Consider the following 15,076-nt stretch of genomic DNA (forward strand, 5'->3'; position numbering starts at 1 on the left):
CGGGGGGCGGGGGGCGCGGTGGGGCGCTATCGTCTGCCCATACCCACCCCTGCCCGTTCAGTCAGTCCTAGAGGTGCGCAGCGTGTCGGTTCTGGTACTCGTCCTCGCCGTGAGCGCGGCGTTCTGCCTGGGTGTCGGCTTCGTCCTCCAGCAGAACGCGGCGGCGCACGCCCCGCTCGGGGACTTCCTCTCCCCGCGCCTGCTGCTCGACCTGGTGCGGGTGCCGCGCTGGCTCGGCGGGATAGGGCTGATGGTGTGCGGCATGGTGCTCGGGGCGGTCGCGCTCGGGCAGGGCGAGGTCACCCTGGTGGAGCCGCTCCTCGCCACGAACCTGCTCTTCGCGCTGGTGCTCTCGCGCCGGCAGACCAGACAGCCGCTGGGCCGGCAGGGCTGGTCAGGGCTCGTGCTGCTCGCGGGCGGCGTCACCGCGTTCATCGTGGCCGGACAGCCGCGCGGAGGGAGCGCGGTGACGGACCCCCTGCGGCACTGGCTGATCATCGGCGTGATGGTCGGCACGGCGCTGCTGCTCGCGGCGCTCGCCAGGCGCTCGCGGCTCGGCTCGGGCCCCGCGCTGCTCGCGGTGGCGGCGGGGCTGCTGTACGGGGTGCAGGACGCGCTGACGCGGGTGAGCGGGCAGCGCTTCGCGGCCGGCGGCCTGGCGACGCTCTTCACCGGGTGGCAGCCGTACGCGGTGGTCGCGCTCGGGGTGACCGGGCTCGTCCTCGTACAGAGCGCGTTCGAGACGGCGCCGCTGCGGATGTCCCTGCCCGCGCTGACCGCCGCGCAGCCGCTGGCCGGGATCGCGTGCGGCGTGGGCTTCCTCGGCGACCGCCTGCGCACCGACACGGGCGCCCTGGCCTGGGAGGCCGTGGGGCTGACCGGGATCGTGGTGGGCGTCGTGCTGCTGGGCCTGCACCCCGCGATGCCGGGCGCTGCCGCGCGGGGGCGGGATCAGGTGGGGGCCGGGGTTTAGGCCCAGACAGGGCCTCGCGCCTGATCGGGTGCCGGGGGCGTGCGTGCGCGGGTGCGGGTTGCGTCGTGGCTGGTCGCGCCCCGCGGCGGAGCCGCTGATCGACACAGCCCCGCGCCCCTGAAGGCCTGCGGGTTCGCCGCGCCGTCATCGATGAGATGCCGCCCGTCTCGGGGGCGCGGGGAACTGCGCGACCGGACCCCACCGGACCCGCGGCCGGACCCGAGCCGTCGAAGCCGCGGCGCGTAGCCTGACCCCCATGCCTACGTCGCCCTCCGAAGAGATCCTCGACATCGTCGACGAGCACGACCGCGTCGTCGGGCAGGCGCCCCGCGGCGAGGCCTACGCGCGCGGGCTTCGGCACCGCTGCGCGTTCATCCTGGCCCGGAACCCCGCCGGAGAGGTGTTCGTGCACCGGCGCACCACCACCAAGCTCGTCTTTCCCGGGCTGTACGACATGTTCGTCGGCGGTGTCGTCGGCGCGGGCGAGAGCTATGACGAGGCGGCGCTGCGGGAGGCCGAGGAGGAGCTGGGGGTGTCGGGGCTGCCGCAGCCGACGCCGCTGTTCAAGTTCCTCTACGACGGCGGCGAGCGCGGCACCTGGTGGTCGTACGTCTACGAGGTCACCTTCGACCTGCCCGTGAAGCCGCAGGCCGAGGAGATCGACTGGCACGCCTTCCTGACCCCGCAGGAGCTGGAGCGGCGGATCGGCGCGTGGGAGTGGACGCCGGACGGTCTCGCCGCCTACCACCGGTGGAAGGCGCACAGGTGACCCGAAGGTAATGTCCTGCGAGTGATCGATTTCGTGCGCAACATCCGCCTCTGGTTCGCCCCGGAGCGGGTCAGGGACGAGGGTGAGACGCCCGACTACCGCTTCTCGCTCGCCAACGAGCGGACCTTCCTCGCCTGGATCCGGACCGCGCTGGCGCTGATCGGCGGCGGTTTCGCGGTCGACCAGTTCCTGCCCGACCTGCGCTGGGGCTGGCGCGTGGGCCTCGCCCTCGCGCTGCTCGCCGCCGGTGTGCTGTGCTCGCTGCGGGCCGTGAGCCACTGGGTGCGGTGCGAGCGGGCGATGCGGCGCGGCGAGGATCTGCCGGTCTCCCGGTTCCCGGCCGTGCTCAGTCTGGTCGTGGCGCTGGTCGCCGTGGCCATGGTCGTCGTGGTGATCGTGGGCTGGGAAGGGTGAGCCGCGATGAGTGACGCCGTGCGCGACCCCGGGCTGCAGCCCGCGCGGACGCGGCTCGCGTGGCGGCGTACGACGTTGTCGTGCACGGTGGCGGCGGTGCTGTCCGTGAAGACGGTGCTGCACGGCTCCGCCGGGGCGCTGGGGTGGGTGTCGGCCGCGCTGATCCTGCTGGTGTGGCTGGGGTTTCTCGGGGTGGCGCACCGGCGGATCACGGGGCTGGCACTGAACGAGGCCGCGCCGCCGGTGCTCACGGTCCGGGGGGCTGTGGTGGCGGCGTTGTGCGCGGTGGCGTTGGCCGTGTTCGCGGTGGCGCTGGTGGTTTAGGCGGGGCGCCTTCTCGCCTGCCGGGATCGCTTGTCAGACGGGTGCGGGTCGTCCGTGGCCGGTCGCGCGGTTCCCCGCACCCCGGGAGATGCGCACTGCGTGCGCATCTCCCTCGGGGAAGGCTGCGCGTCAGCGCATGCCTTCAGGGGCGCGGGGCCGTGTCCGTCAGCGGTTCCGCCACGGGGCGCGACCGGCCCCCACCGAACCCGCACCCGACGTGACGTCTCGGCCCCCGAATGCCTAGTCCTCCCACGGCACCGTCACCACCACCTTCCCCCGCACCTTCCCCTCCGCGCTCAGGCGGTGCGCGTCCGCCGCCGCCTCCAGGGGGAACGTCCGCTCGACGTTCACCGTCACCACGTCCTGCTCCGCGAGATCCGCGAGACGGGCCAGGTCGGCGGCGTCCGGGCGGACGAAGCAGTAGCGGCCGCCCAGGGAGATCACCTCGCCGTCGGCGATGGAGGCGAGTCGGCCGCCGGGGGCCAGCAGGTCCGCGGAGACGCGGAGCGTGTCGCCGCCGACGGTGTCGAACGCCGCGTCCACGCCCTCGGGGACCAGCGCACGGACCCGGTCCGCGAGTCCGTCGCCGTACTCGACGGGCTCGGCGCCCAGTTCACGTACGTACGCGTGATTGCGTTCGCTCGCCGTGCCGATGACCCGCGCGCCGAGGTGCCGGGCGATCTGGACGGCGAGGGAACCGACACCGCCCGCCGCCGCGTGCACCAGGACCACGTCGCCCTCCGTGACCTCCAGCGCCCGGGTCAGCACCTGGAGCGCGGTGAGCCCGGTCAGCGGCAGGCCCGCGGCCTCCTCGAAGGTGAGATTGCGGGGCTTGCGGGCCAGCGTGCGCACGGGCGCGGCCACGTACTCGGCGAAGGTGCCGCGGGAGAGGAAGTCCTCGCGCACGTACCCGATGACCTCGTCACCGGTGGCGAACTCCGTGACGGCGGCGCCGGGTTGGACCACCACACCGGACACGTCCCAGCCGGGGATCACCGGGAAGACGGGGTCGAGGATGCCGTCGAGATACCCCTCGCGGCACTTCCAGTCGACCGGGTTCACCGATGCCGCCCTGACCTTGACCAGGACGGAGTCGGGGCCGACCTTCGGGTCGCGCACCTCTCCGTACTCGAGAACGTCCGGGCCGCCGTACGCGCGGTATGTGATCGCCTTCATGGCCGGAGGTTCCCACAACCGGGTCTTCGCGGCATTTCGGACTAGCCCGGTCTAGCCTGAGAGGGCATTACCGGCACGCTCGTCATTCTCAGCATTCTCGATCTTCCTGCCCATGCGTCTCCGAAGGTGAGCACCATGACCACCCTCCACCAGGAGCACCCCGTCCACGCGCACACCCACGGCCCCTCGTGCGGCCACCCGGCGGTGCCGCACGGCGACCACGTCGACTACGCGCACGACGGGCATCTGCACGCCGAGCACGACGGCCACTGGGACGAGTGCGAGCCGGGCGGCCACGTCGCGCACGAGGGACACGAGCACCGGCACGGCGAGGGCTGCGGGCACGAGGCCGTCACGCACGGGGACCATGTCGACTACGTCCACGACAGCCACCGGCACGCGGAGCACGACGGACACTGGGACGACCACTGACCCTCCCGCACCGCGAACGGGCCCGGCGCACTCGGCGCCGGGCCCTTTCGTTCGCCGGGCGGACAGGGCACGGTGGGTGCCGTAAGAACGATCACGTTTCGGTCAGCCACTGGACGGCATACCGACTGGTCGGCATGATGAGTTCCGTTGTTCATCTCGACGCGTGGAGGACCACGATGAGTCACCCCCCAGGTCTCGACCTCGACCAGCTGCGCGCCCACCTCGACCGTGAGCGCCCCGGCCTGGTCGGCGGACCACTGACCGGGCGGCTCATCGAGGGCGGACGCTCCAACCTCACGTACGAGGTCGGGGACGGGACGTCGAAGTGGGTGGTGCGGCGCCCGCCGCTCGGGCACGTGCTGGCCACCGCGCACGACATGAAGCGCGAGCACCGGGTCATCGCGGCGCTGCACGACACGCCCGTGCCGGTGCCGAAGGCGCTACTGCTGTGCGAGGACGACAGTGTCGTCGGGGCGCCGTTCTACGTCATGGAGTTCGTCGAGGGCACGCCGTACCGGACCGCCGGGCAGCTCGCCCCGCTCGGCGCCGAGCGGACCCGGGCCGCCGTGCTCGGGCTCGTGGACACGCTCGTCGATCTGCACGCGGTCGATCCGGCCGCGGTGGGCCTCGCCGACTTCGGGCGGCCCGAGGGCTTCCTCGACCGTCAACTGCGGCGCTGGGGCAAGCAGTTGGATGCCTCCCGCAACCGCGACCTGCCCGGCATCGACGAGCTGCACGCCGCGCTCGGCCGTGCGCTGCCCGACTCTCCCACGCCGACGATCGTGCACGGCGACTACCGGCTCGACAATGTCCTCGTCCGTCAGGACGCCGACGGTGTGGACCGGATCAAGGCCGTGCTCGACTGGGAGATGTCGACGCTCGGCGACCCGCTCACCGACCTCGGGCTCCTCGTCATGTACAGCGCCCGGCTCGAACTGCCCGACTCCCCCATCTCCACGACCGCTTCGGCCGCGGGCCACCCGTCGCCCGACGAGCTGATCGAACGGTACGCCGCGCGCTCGGGGCGCGACGTGTCGGCGGTCGCCTGGTACACGGCGTTCGCCTGGTTCAAGCTCGCCGTGATCCTTGAGGGCATCCACTACCGCTACACGCTCGGCCAGACGGTCGGCGCCGGGTTCGACCGGATCGGCGAGCTCGTCCCCGTCTTCATCGCGCGCGGCACCGACACCCTCCAGTCCCAGAAAGGCTGACCCCCGTCATGGACTTCGCATTCGACGCCCGTACCGAAGAGCTGCGCGGCAAGCTCCTCGCCTTCATGGACGAGCACGTCCACCCGGCGGAGGCCGTCGCCGCCGAGCAGCGCGCCGCGCTGGACTCGCCGTGGGAGACCCCGGCCGTGGTCGAGGAGCTCAAGGCCGAGGCGCGCCGGCAGGGACTGTGGAACCTGTTCCTGCCGGACGCCGAGCACGGGGCCGGGCTCACCAACCTCCAGTACGCGCCGCTCGCCGAGATCACCGGCCGTTCCCCGCAGTTGGCGCCGACCGCGCTGAACTGCGCGGCGCCCGACACCGGGAACATGGAGGTGCTCGCCCAGTTCGGTGACGACGCGCAGAAGAAGCAGTGGCTGGAGCCGCTGCTCGCCGGGGAGATCCGGTCCGCGTTCGCGATGACCGAGCCGGAGGTAGCCTCCTCGGACGCCACGAACATCACGACGCACATCGAGCGGGCCTCCGACGGGTCGGGCGACTACGTCATCACGGGCCGGAAGTTCTACATCTCCGGCGCCATGAACCCGAACTGCCGCATCTTCATCGTCATGGGCAAGACCGACCCCGACGGTCCCGACATCCGCCGGCAGCAGTCGATGGTGCTCGTGCCGCGCGACACCCCGGGCGTCGAGGTGCGCCGGGCGATGACCGTGTACGGGTACGAGGACCACTGGCACGGCGGGCACGCCGAGATCGTCTTCGATCACGTGCGCGTTCCCGCGGCGAACCTCATCGGCGAGGAGGGCGGCGGATTCGGCATCGCCCAGGCGCGGCTCGGTCCGGGCCGGATCCACCACTGCATGCGGCTGATCGGCATGGCCGAGCGGGCGATCGACCTGATGTGTCAGCGGGCCGTAACCCGGACGGCCTTCGGCAAGCCGCTCGCGCAGCAGGGTGTGGTGCAGGAGTGGATCGCGGACGCGCGGGTCGCGGTGGAGCAGTTGCGGCTGCTCGTGCTGAAGACCGCGTGGCTGATGGACACCGTCGGCAACCGCGGCGCCCACACCGAGATCCAGGCCATCAAGATCGCGACGCCGCGCACGGTCGTCGACATCATCGACCAGGCGGTGCAGCTGCACGGTGCCGGTGGTGTCTCGCAGGACTATCCGCTGGCGGAGCTGTGGGCCGGAGCGCGGACGCTCCGCTTGGCCGACGGGCCCGACGAGGTGCACCAGCGATCGCTGGCCCGGCGGGAGCTGAAGCGGTTCGCCTAGTCCGTTGCCGGGTGCGGGTCACCTGGTGGCTGCTCGCGCCCCCACCGAACCCGCAGCCGGATCCGTTTTTCCGCAGGGGCGGTCAATAGCCGCCGCCCACCGTGTGGTCCAGCAGCGCCAGTCGCCGCGCGAAGCACCGTACGCGCAGCAGGGCGCGGGACAGGACGCGGACGGCGGCCGGGACGCGGGGAGCGTAGGAGGAGGTCCAGAGGGCGGGTACGTGGTCCATGGGCTCCACACTCGCCGCGCCCGTCTCCCCCGTCCAACAGATCGTTTCGCTCGGTCGCATCCATAGAATCGATGGGTGGAGATACGTCAGCTGCGCCACTTCGTGGCGGTCGTGAACGAGGGCAGTTTCACCGCGGCGGCCCGCGCCGAGCTCATCGTGCAGTCCGCGCTCAGCACCTCCGTGCGCAACCTCGAACGGGAGCTGGGCGCGGAGCTGTTCGACCGGACGGGCCGCCGCGTCGTGCTCACCGAGGCGGGCCGCGCGCTGCTGCCGCAGGCCCGGCAGCTGCTCGCCGGGGCCGTCGCGGCGAAGGAGGCCGTGGCACAGGTGTCCGGGCTCGGTACCGGGCGGCTGGCGATCGGCACCATCCAGACCCTGACCTGTGTGGATCTGGCGGCCGAACTGGCCGCGTTCCACCGGGAGTTCCCCGGCATCCAGGTGTCCGTGCGGGAGGCGCCCGTGGCGGAGCTGATGGACGGGCTGCGGGCCGGCGAGCTCGATCTGGCCTTCCTGGCGCCCGACGCGCGTCAACTCCCGGACGGGATGGCCGCGTTCGGGACCTGGCGGGAGGATCTCGTGCTGATCACCGCGCCGGGGCATCCGCTCGCCTCGGCCGGGCGCACGCTGATCAGGGATCTCTCGGACGAGCCGTTCATCGACTTCAAGGCCGGTACGGGTCTGGAGTCCGCGGTGCGCCGGCTTGCCGCGCACTGCGGTCTGGAGCGGCGCATCACGTGCGACGTGACGCAGATCGGGCTGCTGGTGGATCTGGTGCGGGCCGGGATCGGCGTGGCGATCGTGCCGCGGCGGATCGGGGAGGCGGCCGGCCTGCCGTGCGTGACCATCCGGCAGCCGGAGCCGGGCCGCACCGTGGTGCTCGCGGGGCGTGCGCCCCGGCCGCGCAATCCGGCGGCCGAGGCGCTGCTGGGCAGACTCTCGCGGCTCGGAGCCTGTGCCTGAACCCCCGTCGTCCGTCCGAAGGGCGGGCGCGGCGGTGTCCGGTGCGCAGACGGGGGTCCAGGCACGTGCTCTTACGGGCGCAGCGCCCGCAGCAGCAGATCCGCCAGCTGGTCGGCGAGCTCCTGCGGGGTGAGCGGCCCGTCGGGCCGGTACCAGGTGGACAGGTGGTGGATCGAGCCGAAGTGGTAGTCGACCACCAGGTCCGCGGAGGTCGCCGTCGAGAAGACGCCGGTCTTCTGCCCCTCTTCGATCAGCGCCCGGAACCGCTCGTGGTAGCGGCGCCGCTCGGCCCGTACCTGCTTGTTCTTCTCGGGGCTGAGGTGGTGCATGGACCGGAAGAAGATCGACGCGTCGTCGAGGTTCTCGATGGTCGTGACGACCACGTCGGCCGCCGCCTCGCGCAGCCGCCGCTCGACGGGCTCGTCGCGGTCCGCGAGCGCGTCGAGCCGCTCCTGCTGGAGGCGGAGCAGCCGCGCGTACACCTCGTGCAGCAGATCGTCCTTGGAGCCGAAGTAGTGGTAGAGGGCACCCTTGGTGACCCCCGCCGCCTCCACGATCTCCTGCACCGACGTGCGGTCGTAGCCCTGCTCGGCGAAGAGCCGGGTGGCGGCCGCGATCAGGCGCCTGGGAACGGGCGTGCCGTCGCCGCCGTCCTTCGTCGTCCTGGCCACTGCCGCCACCTGCCTTTCACTTCTGCTGATCTACTGACCGTTGGTTGAGGGGGAACGCAGTTCCCGTCGGAGGATCTTCCCACTTGCCGTCTTGGGCAGCTCGCGCAGGACCTCCACCTCCCGCGGATATTTGTACGCGGCGAGCCGGTCCTTGCAGTACGCGGAGAGCTCGTCGGGGCTCGCCTCCGCGCCGGGACGCAGGCTGACGTACGCCTTCACGCTCTCGCCGCGGTAGGCGTCAGGGATGCCGACGACGGCCGCCTCGCGGACCGCGGGGTGCGTGTACAGGACGTCCTCGACCTCGCGCGGCCACACCTTGAAGCCGGACGCGTTGATCATGTCCTTCTTGCGGTCGACGACGTACAGCCAGCCGTTCTCGTCCATGAAGCCGATGTCGCCGGTGCGCAACTCCCCGTCGGGGAACGCCTCTTGGGTCGCTTCGGGCCTGCGCCAGTAGCCGGGCACGACCTGCGGGCCGCGCACCGCGATCTCGCCCTGCTCCCCGAAGGGGACGTCGCGGCCGAGGTCGTCGACGATGCGGACGACCGAGTCGGGGCCGGGGACGCCGACGGCGAGGGTGCCGGAGACCGGGTCGACCGGGGCCTCGACGCCCGGCGGCACGGACGCGCAGGGCGCGGTGCACTCGGTGAGCCCGTAACCGTTGTGGATGTACGGGCCGAAGGCGTCGCGGAACTTCTCCACCAGCGCGGGCGGCACCGGGGCACCGCCCGAGGAGATCGACGCGAAGGACGCGAAGTGCTCGCGGGTCGCCTGCGGCTGGGCGCCGAGCGCCATGAAGGCGGTGGACGGGCCGACGGTGTAGGCGGGCCGGTGCTCGGCGAACGCGTCGAGGACGACGCCGGGCTCGAAGCGGTAGGCGAGCGCGAGGGTGCCCGCGTTGGCGAAGGACGCCACCAGCTCGCACACCATGCCGGTGATGTGGAAGAGCGGCGCGAGCGCGAAGTACGTGGCCCCTTCGGGAAGACCGAGGCCGGTGCGCTGGCGCTCCGCGTTGTAGGTGATGTTGCGCTGCAGGTTCGTGGCGCCCTTCGGGGTGCCGCTGGTGCCCGACGTGTAGCTGATCAGCGCGATGTCGTCGCCGGTCAGCTCCCGGTCCGCGGGCGCCTTGTGGCCGGCGCGGGCCACGGTGACGAGGTCGTCGGCGTCGGTCGCGGCCGGGGTGACGCGCGCGAAGTTCAGGACCCGCTCGTCGTTCCGCGTCTGCAGGTCCAGCTCGCAGGCGGTCAGCACGATCCGTACCGGAGAGTCGGCGGCGGTGTCGCGCAGATACGCCTCCCAGGCGCGGTCCGAGCAGATCAGGCCGGTCACCTCGGCGTCGTGCAGGACGTGGCCGACCTCTCCCGACTTGTACATCGGGTTGACCGGGACGACGACCGCGCCCGCCTTGAAGGCGCCGAGCAGCGCGAGCACGAAGTGCGGCGAGTTCTGCAGCATGATCGCGACGCGGTCGCCGCGGGCCAGTCCGCGCTCGGCGAGGTGTCCGGCGACCGAGTCGGACAGGGCGTCCACCTCGGCGTACGTCAGGCGCCCGTCGAAGTAGGCGAGGGCCGTGGTGTCGGGGGCGCGGCGCACCGCGTCGGCGAAGGCGTGCGCGACGGTGGCGGCCGGGGTGACGGGGGCTTTCTGCGCGTCGTTGAGGACGCCGAGCCAGGGCCGGGCCGCGTAGGGCGAGGTGGTCACTGGGCGGCCTCCCACTTCTGCTGGATGTGGTTCATGTTGGTCAGCCAGGCGTCGGGCTTGGCGGCGCGGGCCGCGTAGTACCCGGCGACCTCGGGGTGCGGCAGGATCAGGAAGCGGTCGTCGGCCATCCCGGCGAACAGTGCGTCGGCGACGTCGTCCGGCTCGATGGCGGTCGGCGCGAGGACCAGGTCACCGGCCGATCCCGACGCGGTGAGCATGTCGGTGCGCACGCCCTGCGGACAGATCGCGTGGACCTTCAGGCCGCGGTGCCGGTACGTGAGCGAGAGCCACTCGGCGAAGGCGTACGCGCCGTGCTTGGTGACGCTGTACGGGGCCGCGCCGACCATGCTGAGCAGGCCGGCCGCGGAGACGGTGGAGACGAAGCGGCCGCTGCCGCGCTCCAGCCAGTCCGGCAGCAGGGCGTGCGCGGCGCGGACGTGCGCCATCACGTTCACGTCCCAGGCCGCGGCCCACACCTCCTCGGGGGCGGCCTCGGTGCCGCCGGAGGCCAGGCCCGCGTTGGCGCAGTAGACGTCCACGGTGCCGCCGAGGGCGTCGCGGGCCTGCTCGACGATGGTGGAGGCGTCGCCGGGGACCGCGGTCGCGCCGATCTCCTCGGCGACCGCCGCGACCTTCCCGGCGTCGACGTCGTTGACGACGACGCGGGCTCCCGCGGCGGCGAACCGGCGGGCGAGCGCGGCGCCGATCCCGCCGCCCGCGCCGGTCACGACGACTGCCTGACCGCGCAGTTCCTGGGGCAGTCCCTGTGGGGTTTCCACCATCGGTCTCCTTCGACACAGCTGTGGTTGCCCGAGCAGACTAACCAGTCGGTATGGAGCCGGGGAAGGGGTTCAGGACGGTGATCCTTGCGCGGTTCGTTCCCGCCGGACGGATCACGCATTAGCGTGCATGGACATGCCGGTTCCGGTGATCACGGAGGTCTTTGCATGAACGTGTCGAGACGGGTGCTGCTCGCGGCGGGCGCGGGGGTCGGAGCGACGGGCGCGCTGGGTGCGGCGAGTCCCGCGTCCGCCGCACCGGGGAAGCTGCGCACCGGCTTCGAGCGGCTCGCGGGTGACGGGTACGCGCTCCTCGACGGCCAGAAGGTCGGCGTCGTCACCAATCCGACCGGTGTCACGCGCGACGTGCGGCACATCGTCGATGTGATGCACGGCGACGAACGCGTGGACCTGAAGGCGGTGTTCGGGCCCGAGCACGGCTTCCGGGGCACCGCGCAGGCGGGTGGTTCGGAGGGCCGCTACGACGACCCGGCGACCGGACTCCCGGTCTACGACACGTACTTGAAGAGCGGTCAGCCGCTCGCGGACGTCTTCACCGCGTCCGGCGTCGACACGGTCGTCTTCGACATCCAGGACGTGGGCGCCCGCTTCTACACCTACATCTGGACGCTGTACGACTGCATGGAGGCGGCGCAGCTCGCGGGCAAGAAGTTCGTGGTCCTCGACCGGCCGAACCCGATCACCGGGCGGGGCGCCTACGGCCCGGTCCTGCACAAGGAGTTCGCGACCTTCGTGGGCCGCAGGGAGATCTCCCAGGCGCACGGCCTGACGGTCACGGAGCTGGCCCGCCTCTTCAACGGCGAGTACCTGTCCTCCCCCGTCGAGCTGGCCACGGTCCCCATGACCGGCTGGAAGCGCCGCGACTTCTACGACGCGTCGGGCCTGCCCTGGGTGCCGCCGAGCCCCAACATGCCGACGCCCGACACCGCGCTCGTCTACTCGGGCACCTGCATGTTCGAGGGCACGAACCTCTCCGAGGGCCGCGGCACGACGCGCCCCTTCGAGCTGCTCGGCGCCGACGGCATCGACCACAAGTGGGCCGCCGCCGCCAATGAACTCGCCCTGCCCGGCGTGCACTTCAGGGAGGCGTACTTCGCGCCGACGTTCTCCAAGTTCCAGGGCAGGACGATCGGCGGCGTGCAGCTCCATGTCGACGACCGGGAGTCCTTCGACCCGATCCGCACGGGCATCGCGCTGCTCGTCACCGCGAAGCAGGTGTGGAGCGGCTTCGCCTGGCGCTCGGACAACTGGATCGACAAGCTCACCGGCTCGACCCAGGTACGCACGATGATCGACGCGGGCGCCTCCACCGACGAGGTCGTGGGGGCCTGGCAGCAGGAGTTGGCGGCGTTCCGGGACGTACGGCGCACGTACCTCACGTACAAGTAGCGGCCGAACGGCGGGTCTCGGATTCTGGGACAGCCGTCCCAGAATATTGACTGGACCGTACACGGACAATCACAGTCGGCTCGTGCTCAAAGACGACTCACTCAGGGAAGACGCGGCGTCGGCCGCCGCGGCGCAGGAATCCGGACCGTCCGAACCGGAGAGCCTGCGCCGCGTCGCGGTCGCCAGTTTCATCGGGACCGCGATCGAGTTCTACGACTTCTACGTCTACGGAACGGCCGCGGCGCTCGTGCTCAACGACGCGTTCTTCCCGAACCTCTCCGACCTCAACGGCACCCTGGCCTCCTTCTCGACGTACGCGGTCGCGTTCGCCGCCCGGCCGATCGGCTCGCTGGTCTTCGGACACTTCGGCGACCGCGTGGGCCGCAAGTCCGTCCTCGTGGCGTCGCTGCTGCTGATGGGCCTGTCGACGGCGTGCGTCGGACTGCTGCCCGGCTACGGCACGCTCGGCGTGTGGGCGCCGATCCTGCTCGTACTGCTGCGCTTCCTCCAGGGCGTCGGGCTCGGCGGCGAGTGGGGCGGCGCCGCGCTGCTCGCGGTGGAGCACGCGCCGCGCGGCAGACGCGGACTGTTCGCCGCGTTCCCCCAACTCGGCCCGTCCGTCGGCTTCTTCGCGGCGACCGGCATCTTCTGGCTGCTCTCGGAATCGCTGTCCGACGACGCGTTCAAGGCGTGGGGCTGGCGGGTGCCGTTCCTGCTCTCGTTCCTGCTCGTCGCCGTCGGCCTGTTCGTCCGCCTGAAGATCAGCGAGACGCCGGTCTTCCAGAAGGTGATGGACGATCAGGAGGCCAGCAGGGCACCGGCCCTGGAGGTGTTCAAGCGGCACCCGAAGGAGATCCTGCTCGGCGCGGGCGGCATGATCATCGCCTACGGGCTCTTCTACACGGCCACGACCTACTGCCTCGCCTACGGCACGAAGACGCTCGGTATCGGGCGCGGCACGATGCTCACCACCCAGCTCGTGGCCTGTCTCTTCCTGGCCGCCGGCACCTGGCTGGCGGCGACCCGGTCGGACGCGGGCGGCCGCCGCAAGACGGTGCTGATCGGCTCCGGGATCGCGGTCGCGTGGGGCCTGGCCCTGTTCCCGCTGATGGACTCCGGGCAGCCGGTGCTGATCGCGCTCGCGCTCGGCGGCGCCCTGTTCTGCATGGGCGTGGTGTACGGCCCGATGGGCGCCTACCTGCCGGAGCTGTTCTCGGTGCGGGTGCGCTACTCGGGCGCCTCCTTCGCGTACAACCTGGGCGGTGTGCTCGGCGGCGCGGTGGCCCCGCTGGTGGCGACACGGCTGCAGGGCTCGTTCGGATCCGCGTCGGTGGGCTGGTACGTCAGCGCGATGGCCGTCGTCTCGCTGCTGTGCGTACTGGCGCTGCCGGAGACACGGGAGCGTGAACTCGCCTAGTTCCGGCTGGCGTTGACGCGCGTATGGCCAACCCCCGTGCGCGGCGGGACGATGCGGCACACCGCACGGACCACTGCCACGGGGGTTGGCCATGGCTGCACAGGGAGCACCCGAAGTTCACGTACGTCCTTACTGGGAGCTGACGTTCGACGCCGACGGGGATCCGAACCCGGCGCAACGGGACACACTGCTGCGTGAGGTGCGCGAGCGCGGGGTGCGCGATCTCGTGTTCCTCGCGCACGGCTGGAACAACGACCACGACATCGCGACCCGCCTCTACGACCGCTTCTTCGCTCCGTTCCCCTCGCTCGCGCCGCACGCGCACCTCGGGTACGTCGGGGTGGTGTGGCCGTCGATGCGGTTCACGGACGAGACGATCCCGAACTTCGACCCGTCGGCGGCCGCCGCACCGGCCCCGGCGCCGGGCGTGTCACTGGACGCGGCGACCCGGCGGGCCCTCGGCGCGACCTTCCCCGGCAACGAGCCGTTGATCGACCGGATCACCGGACTGCTCGACCGGCAGCCCCCGGACTCCTTCGACGAGTTCGGCGGCCTGGTACGGCAGTTGACCGGGGTCCGGTCCGACGGGATCGCGGCCGACACGGTGGAGGAGCTGTCGGCGCACAGCGCGCTGACCATGTTCCAGAAGGACACCCGGACCGTCTGCCTGCAGTTCGCCGACGCCCTGGCGGCCACGGCGCACGACGTCGCCTCGTTCACCCTGCCCGGCGGAGTGACCCGCGCGTGGCACGGCGCGCGCGAACTCCTGCGCCAGGCCACGTACTTCGCCATGAAGAAGCGTGCGGGCACGGTCGGGCAGAAGGGTCTCGGTCCGGCGCTCGGACGGCTGGCCACCGAGGCGAAGGACGTCCGGGTGCATCTGGTGGGGCACAGCTTCGGTGCGCGGCTCGTGTCGTTCGCGCTGGCCGGGCTCCCCGCGGGCACGCGGAACGTGAAGTCGGTGACGCTCCTCGAAGGGGCCTTCTCCCATTACGCGTTCGCCCGCCGCGGGGTGCTCAACGGGCGGCAGAGCCGGATCGACGGCCCGTTGGTGAGCTGCTACTCCAGCTTCGACACCGCGTTGAGCGTGCTCTACCCGATGGCGTCCCGGCTCTCGGACGACGACCGGGGCCTCGTCGACCTGGGCGTGCGCTGGGGTGCCACGGGACACGACGGGATCTTGGAGGTGGACGGGGCGGTCCGGAAGTCGCTGGCCGAGGTGTTGCGGGGCGGGGTGCCCGGCACCGGGTGCGTCAGCGTGGACGCGGCGCAGGTGGTGCGCAACGGGCCGCCGCCTTCCGGCGCCCACAGCGACATCTGCCACGAGGAACTGGCACGCGTCGTGCTGAGCGCCGGAAGGGTCGGGTGACGGGGCGCG

16 protein-coding genes are annotated in these 15,076 nt (G+C 71.9%); 11 read left to right on the top strand and 5 right to left on the bottom strand.

Annotated elements, in window-relative coordinates:
• Nucleotides 1–82: 82 nt before the first annotated feature.
• From J3486_RS11515 to J3486_RS11530, 4 genes are all read left to right on the top strand, one after another.
• Entirely contained in the window at nucleotides 83–973 is an 891-nt protein-coding gene (locus J3486_RS11515) for a DMT family transporter (RefSeq protein ID WP_207820112.1), read from the top strand.
• Nucleotides 974–1,229: 256 nt separating this feature from the next.
• Nucleotides 1,230–1,742, top strand: a complete 513-nt coding sequence (locus tag J3486_RS11520; protein WP_207820113.1) for an NUDIX hydrolase — start codon at nucleotides 1,230–1,232, stop codon at nucleotides 1,740–1,742.
• 21 nt (nucleotides 1,743–1,763) lie between these two features.
• On the top strand, nucleotides 1,764–2,156 hold the full coding sequence (locus tag J3486_RS11525) for a DUF202 domain-containing protein (protein WP_207820114.1): 393 nt from the start codon (nucleotides 1,764–1,766) through the stop codon (nucleotides 2,154–2,156).
• Nucleotides 2,157–2,162: 6 nt separating this feature from the next.
• Nucleotides 2,163–2,480, top strand: coding sequence for a DUF202 domain-containing protein (locus tag J3486_RS11530; RefSeq protein WP_207820115.1), 318 nt, complete (start codon nucleotides 2,163–2,165; stop codon nucleotides 2,478–2,480).
• A 240-nt stretch (nucleotides 2,481–2,720) separates the two neighbouring features.
• Here J3486_RS11530 and J3486_RS11535 read toward each other — a convergent pair whose 3' ends face one another.
• On the bottom strand, nucleotides 2,721–3,656 hold the full coding sequence (locus tag J3486_RS11535) for an NADP-dependent oxidoreductase (RefSeq protein ID WP_207820116.1): 936 nt from the start codon (nucleotides 3,654–3,656) through the stop codon (nucleotides 2,721–2,723).
• 135 nt (nucleotides 3,657–3,791) lie between these two features.
• Here J3486_RS11535 and J3486_RS11540 point away from each other — a divergent pair, with 135 nt between their 5' ends.
• The 3 genes from J3486_RS11540 (at nucleotide 3,792) to J3486_RS11550 (ending at nucleotide 6,531) form a co-directional block, all read left to right on the top strand.
• Nucleotides 3,792–4,088 (top strand): hypothetical protein, encoded by a 297-nt coding sequence (locus J3486_RS11540; RefSeq protein ID WP_207820117.1) that lies wholly within the window; start codon nucleotides 3,792–3,794, stop codon nucleotides 4,086–4,088.
• Between the two features lie 176 nt (nucleotides 4,089–4,264).
• The gene (locus J3486_RS11545; protein ID WP_207820118.1) at nucleotides 4,265–5,299 is read left to right on the top strand and encodes a phosphotransferase family protein; all 1,035 of its coding nucleotides are present in this window, start codon (nucleotides 4,265–4,267) and stop codon (nucleotides 5,297–5,299) included.
• Nucleotides 5,300–5,307: 8 nt separating this feature from the next.
• A complete protein-coding gene (locus J3486_RS11550; RefSeq protein ID WP_207820119.1) occupies nucleotides 5,308–6,531 on the top strand; it encodes an acyl-CoA dehydrogenase family protein in 1,224 nt (407 codons plus the stop codon).
• 82 nt (nucleotides 6,532–6,613) lie between these two features.
• On the opposite strand, the gene J3486_RS11555 is transcribed toward J3486_RS11550, so the two are convergent.
• A complete protein-coding gene (locus tag J3486_RS11555) occupies nucleotides 6,614–6,760 on the bottom strand; it encodes a hypothetical protein (protein ID WP_207820120.1) in 147 nt (48 codons plus the stop codon).
• Between the two features lie 75 nt (nucleotides 6,761–6,835).
• On the opposite strand from J3486_RS11555, the gene J3486_RS11560 reads away from it, so the two are divergent.
• Complete coding sequence (locus J3486_RS11560; protein WP_207820121.1) at nucleotides 6,836–7,720, top strand: LysR family transcriptional regulator; 885 nt, start codon at nucleotides 6,836–6,838, stop codon at nucleotides 7,718–7,720.
• Between the two features lie 71 nt (nucleotides 7,721–7,791).
• Here the strand turns inward: J3486_RS11560 and J3486_RS11565 are convergent, their stop codons facing one another.
• From J3486_RS11565 to J3486_RS11575, 3 genes are read right to left on the bottom strand one after another with little or no spacing between them, the layout of a single operon-like run.
• Complete coding sequence (locus tag J3486_RS11565; RefSeq protein WP_207820122.1) at nucleotides 7,792–8,391, bottom strand: TetR/AcrR family transcriptional regulator; 600 nt, start codon at nucleotides 8,389–8,391, stop codon at nucleotides 7,792–7,794.
• 30 nt (nucleotides 8,392–8,421) lie between these two features.
• Nucleotides 8,422–10,092, bottom strand: coding sequence for a class I adenylate-forming enzyme family protein (locus tag J3486_RS11570; RefSeq protein ID WP_207820123.1), 1,671 nt, complete (start codon nucleotides 10,090–10,092; stop codon nucleotides 8,422–8,424).
• A complete protein-coding gene (locus tag J3486_RS11575; RefSeq protein ID WP_207820124.1) occupies nucleotides 10,089–10,874 on the bottom strand; it encodes an SDR family oxidoreductase in 786 nt (261 codons plus the stop codon). The genes J3486_RS11570 and J3486_RS11575 overlap by 4 nt, the downstream gene beginning before the upstream one ends.
• Before the next feature lie 165 nt (nucleotides 10,875–11,039).
• Here J3486_RS11575 and J3486_RS11580 point away from each other — a divergent pair, with 165 nt between their 5' ends.
• The 3 genes from J3486_RS11580 to J3486_RS11590 all read left to right on the top strand — a co-directional run bounded on the left by J3486_RS11580 (nucleotide 11,040) and on the right by J3486_RS11590 (nucleotide 15,067).
• Nucleotides 11,040–12,281, top strand: coding sequence for an exo-beta-N-acetylmuramidase NamZ domain-containing protein (locus tag J3486_RS11580; protein WP_207820125.1), 1,242 nt, complete (start codon nucleotides 11,040–11,042; stop codon nucleotides 12,279–12,281).
• A 163-nt stretch (nucleotides 12,282–12,444) separates the two neighbouring features.
• Nucleotides 12,445–13,698, top strand: a complete 1,254-nt coding sequence (locus J3486_RS11585) for an MFS transporter (protein WP_207820292.1) — start codon at nucleotides 12,445–12,447, stop codon at nucleotides 13,696–13,698.
• A gap of 91 nt (nucleotides 13,699–13,789) precedes the next feature.
• A complete protein-coding gene (locus J3486_RS11590) occupies nucleotides 13,790–15,067 on the top strand; it encodes a serine-threonine protein kinase (protein WP_207820126.1) in 1,278 nt (425 codons plus the stop codon).
• The last annotated feature ends 9 nt before the right edge of the window (nucleotides 15,068–15,076 follow it).

Source organism: Streptomyces sp. VRA16 Mangrove soil, assembly GCF_017377775.1.
Taxonomy (GTDB): domain Bacteria; phylum Actinomycetota; class Actinomycetes; order Streptomycetales; family Streptomycetaceae; genus Streptomyces.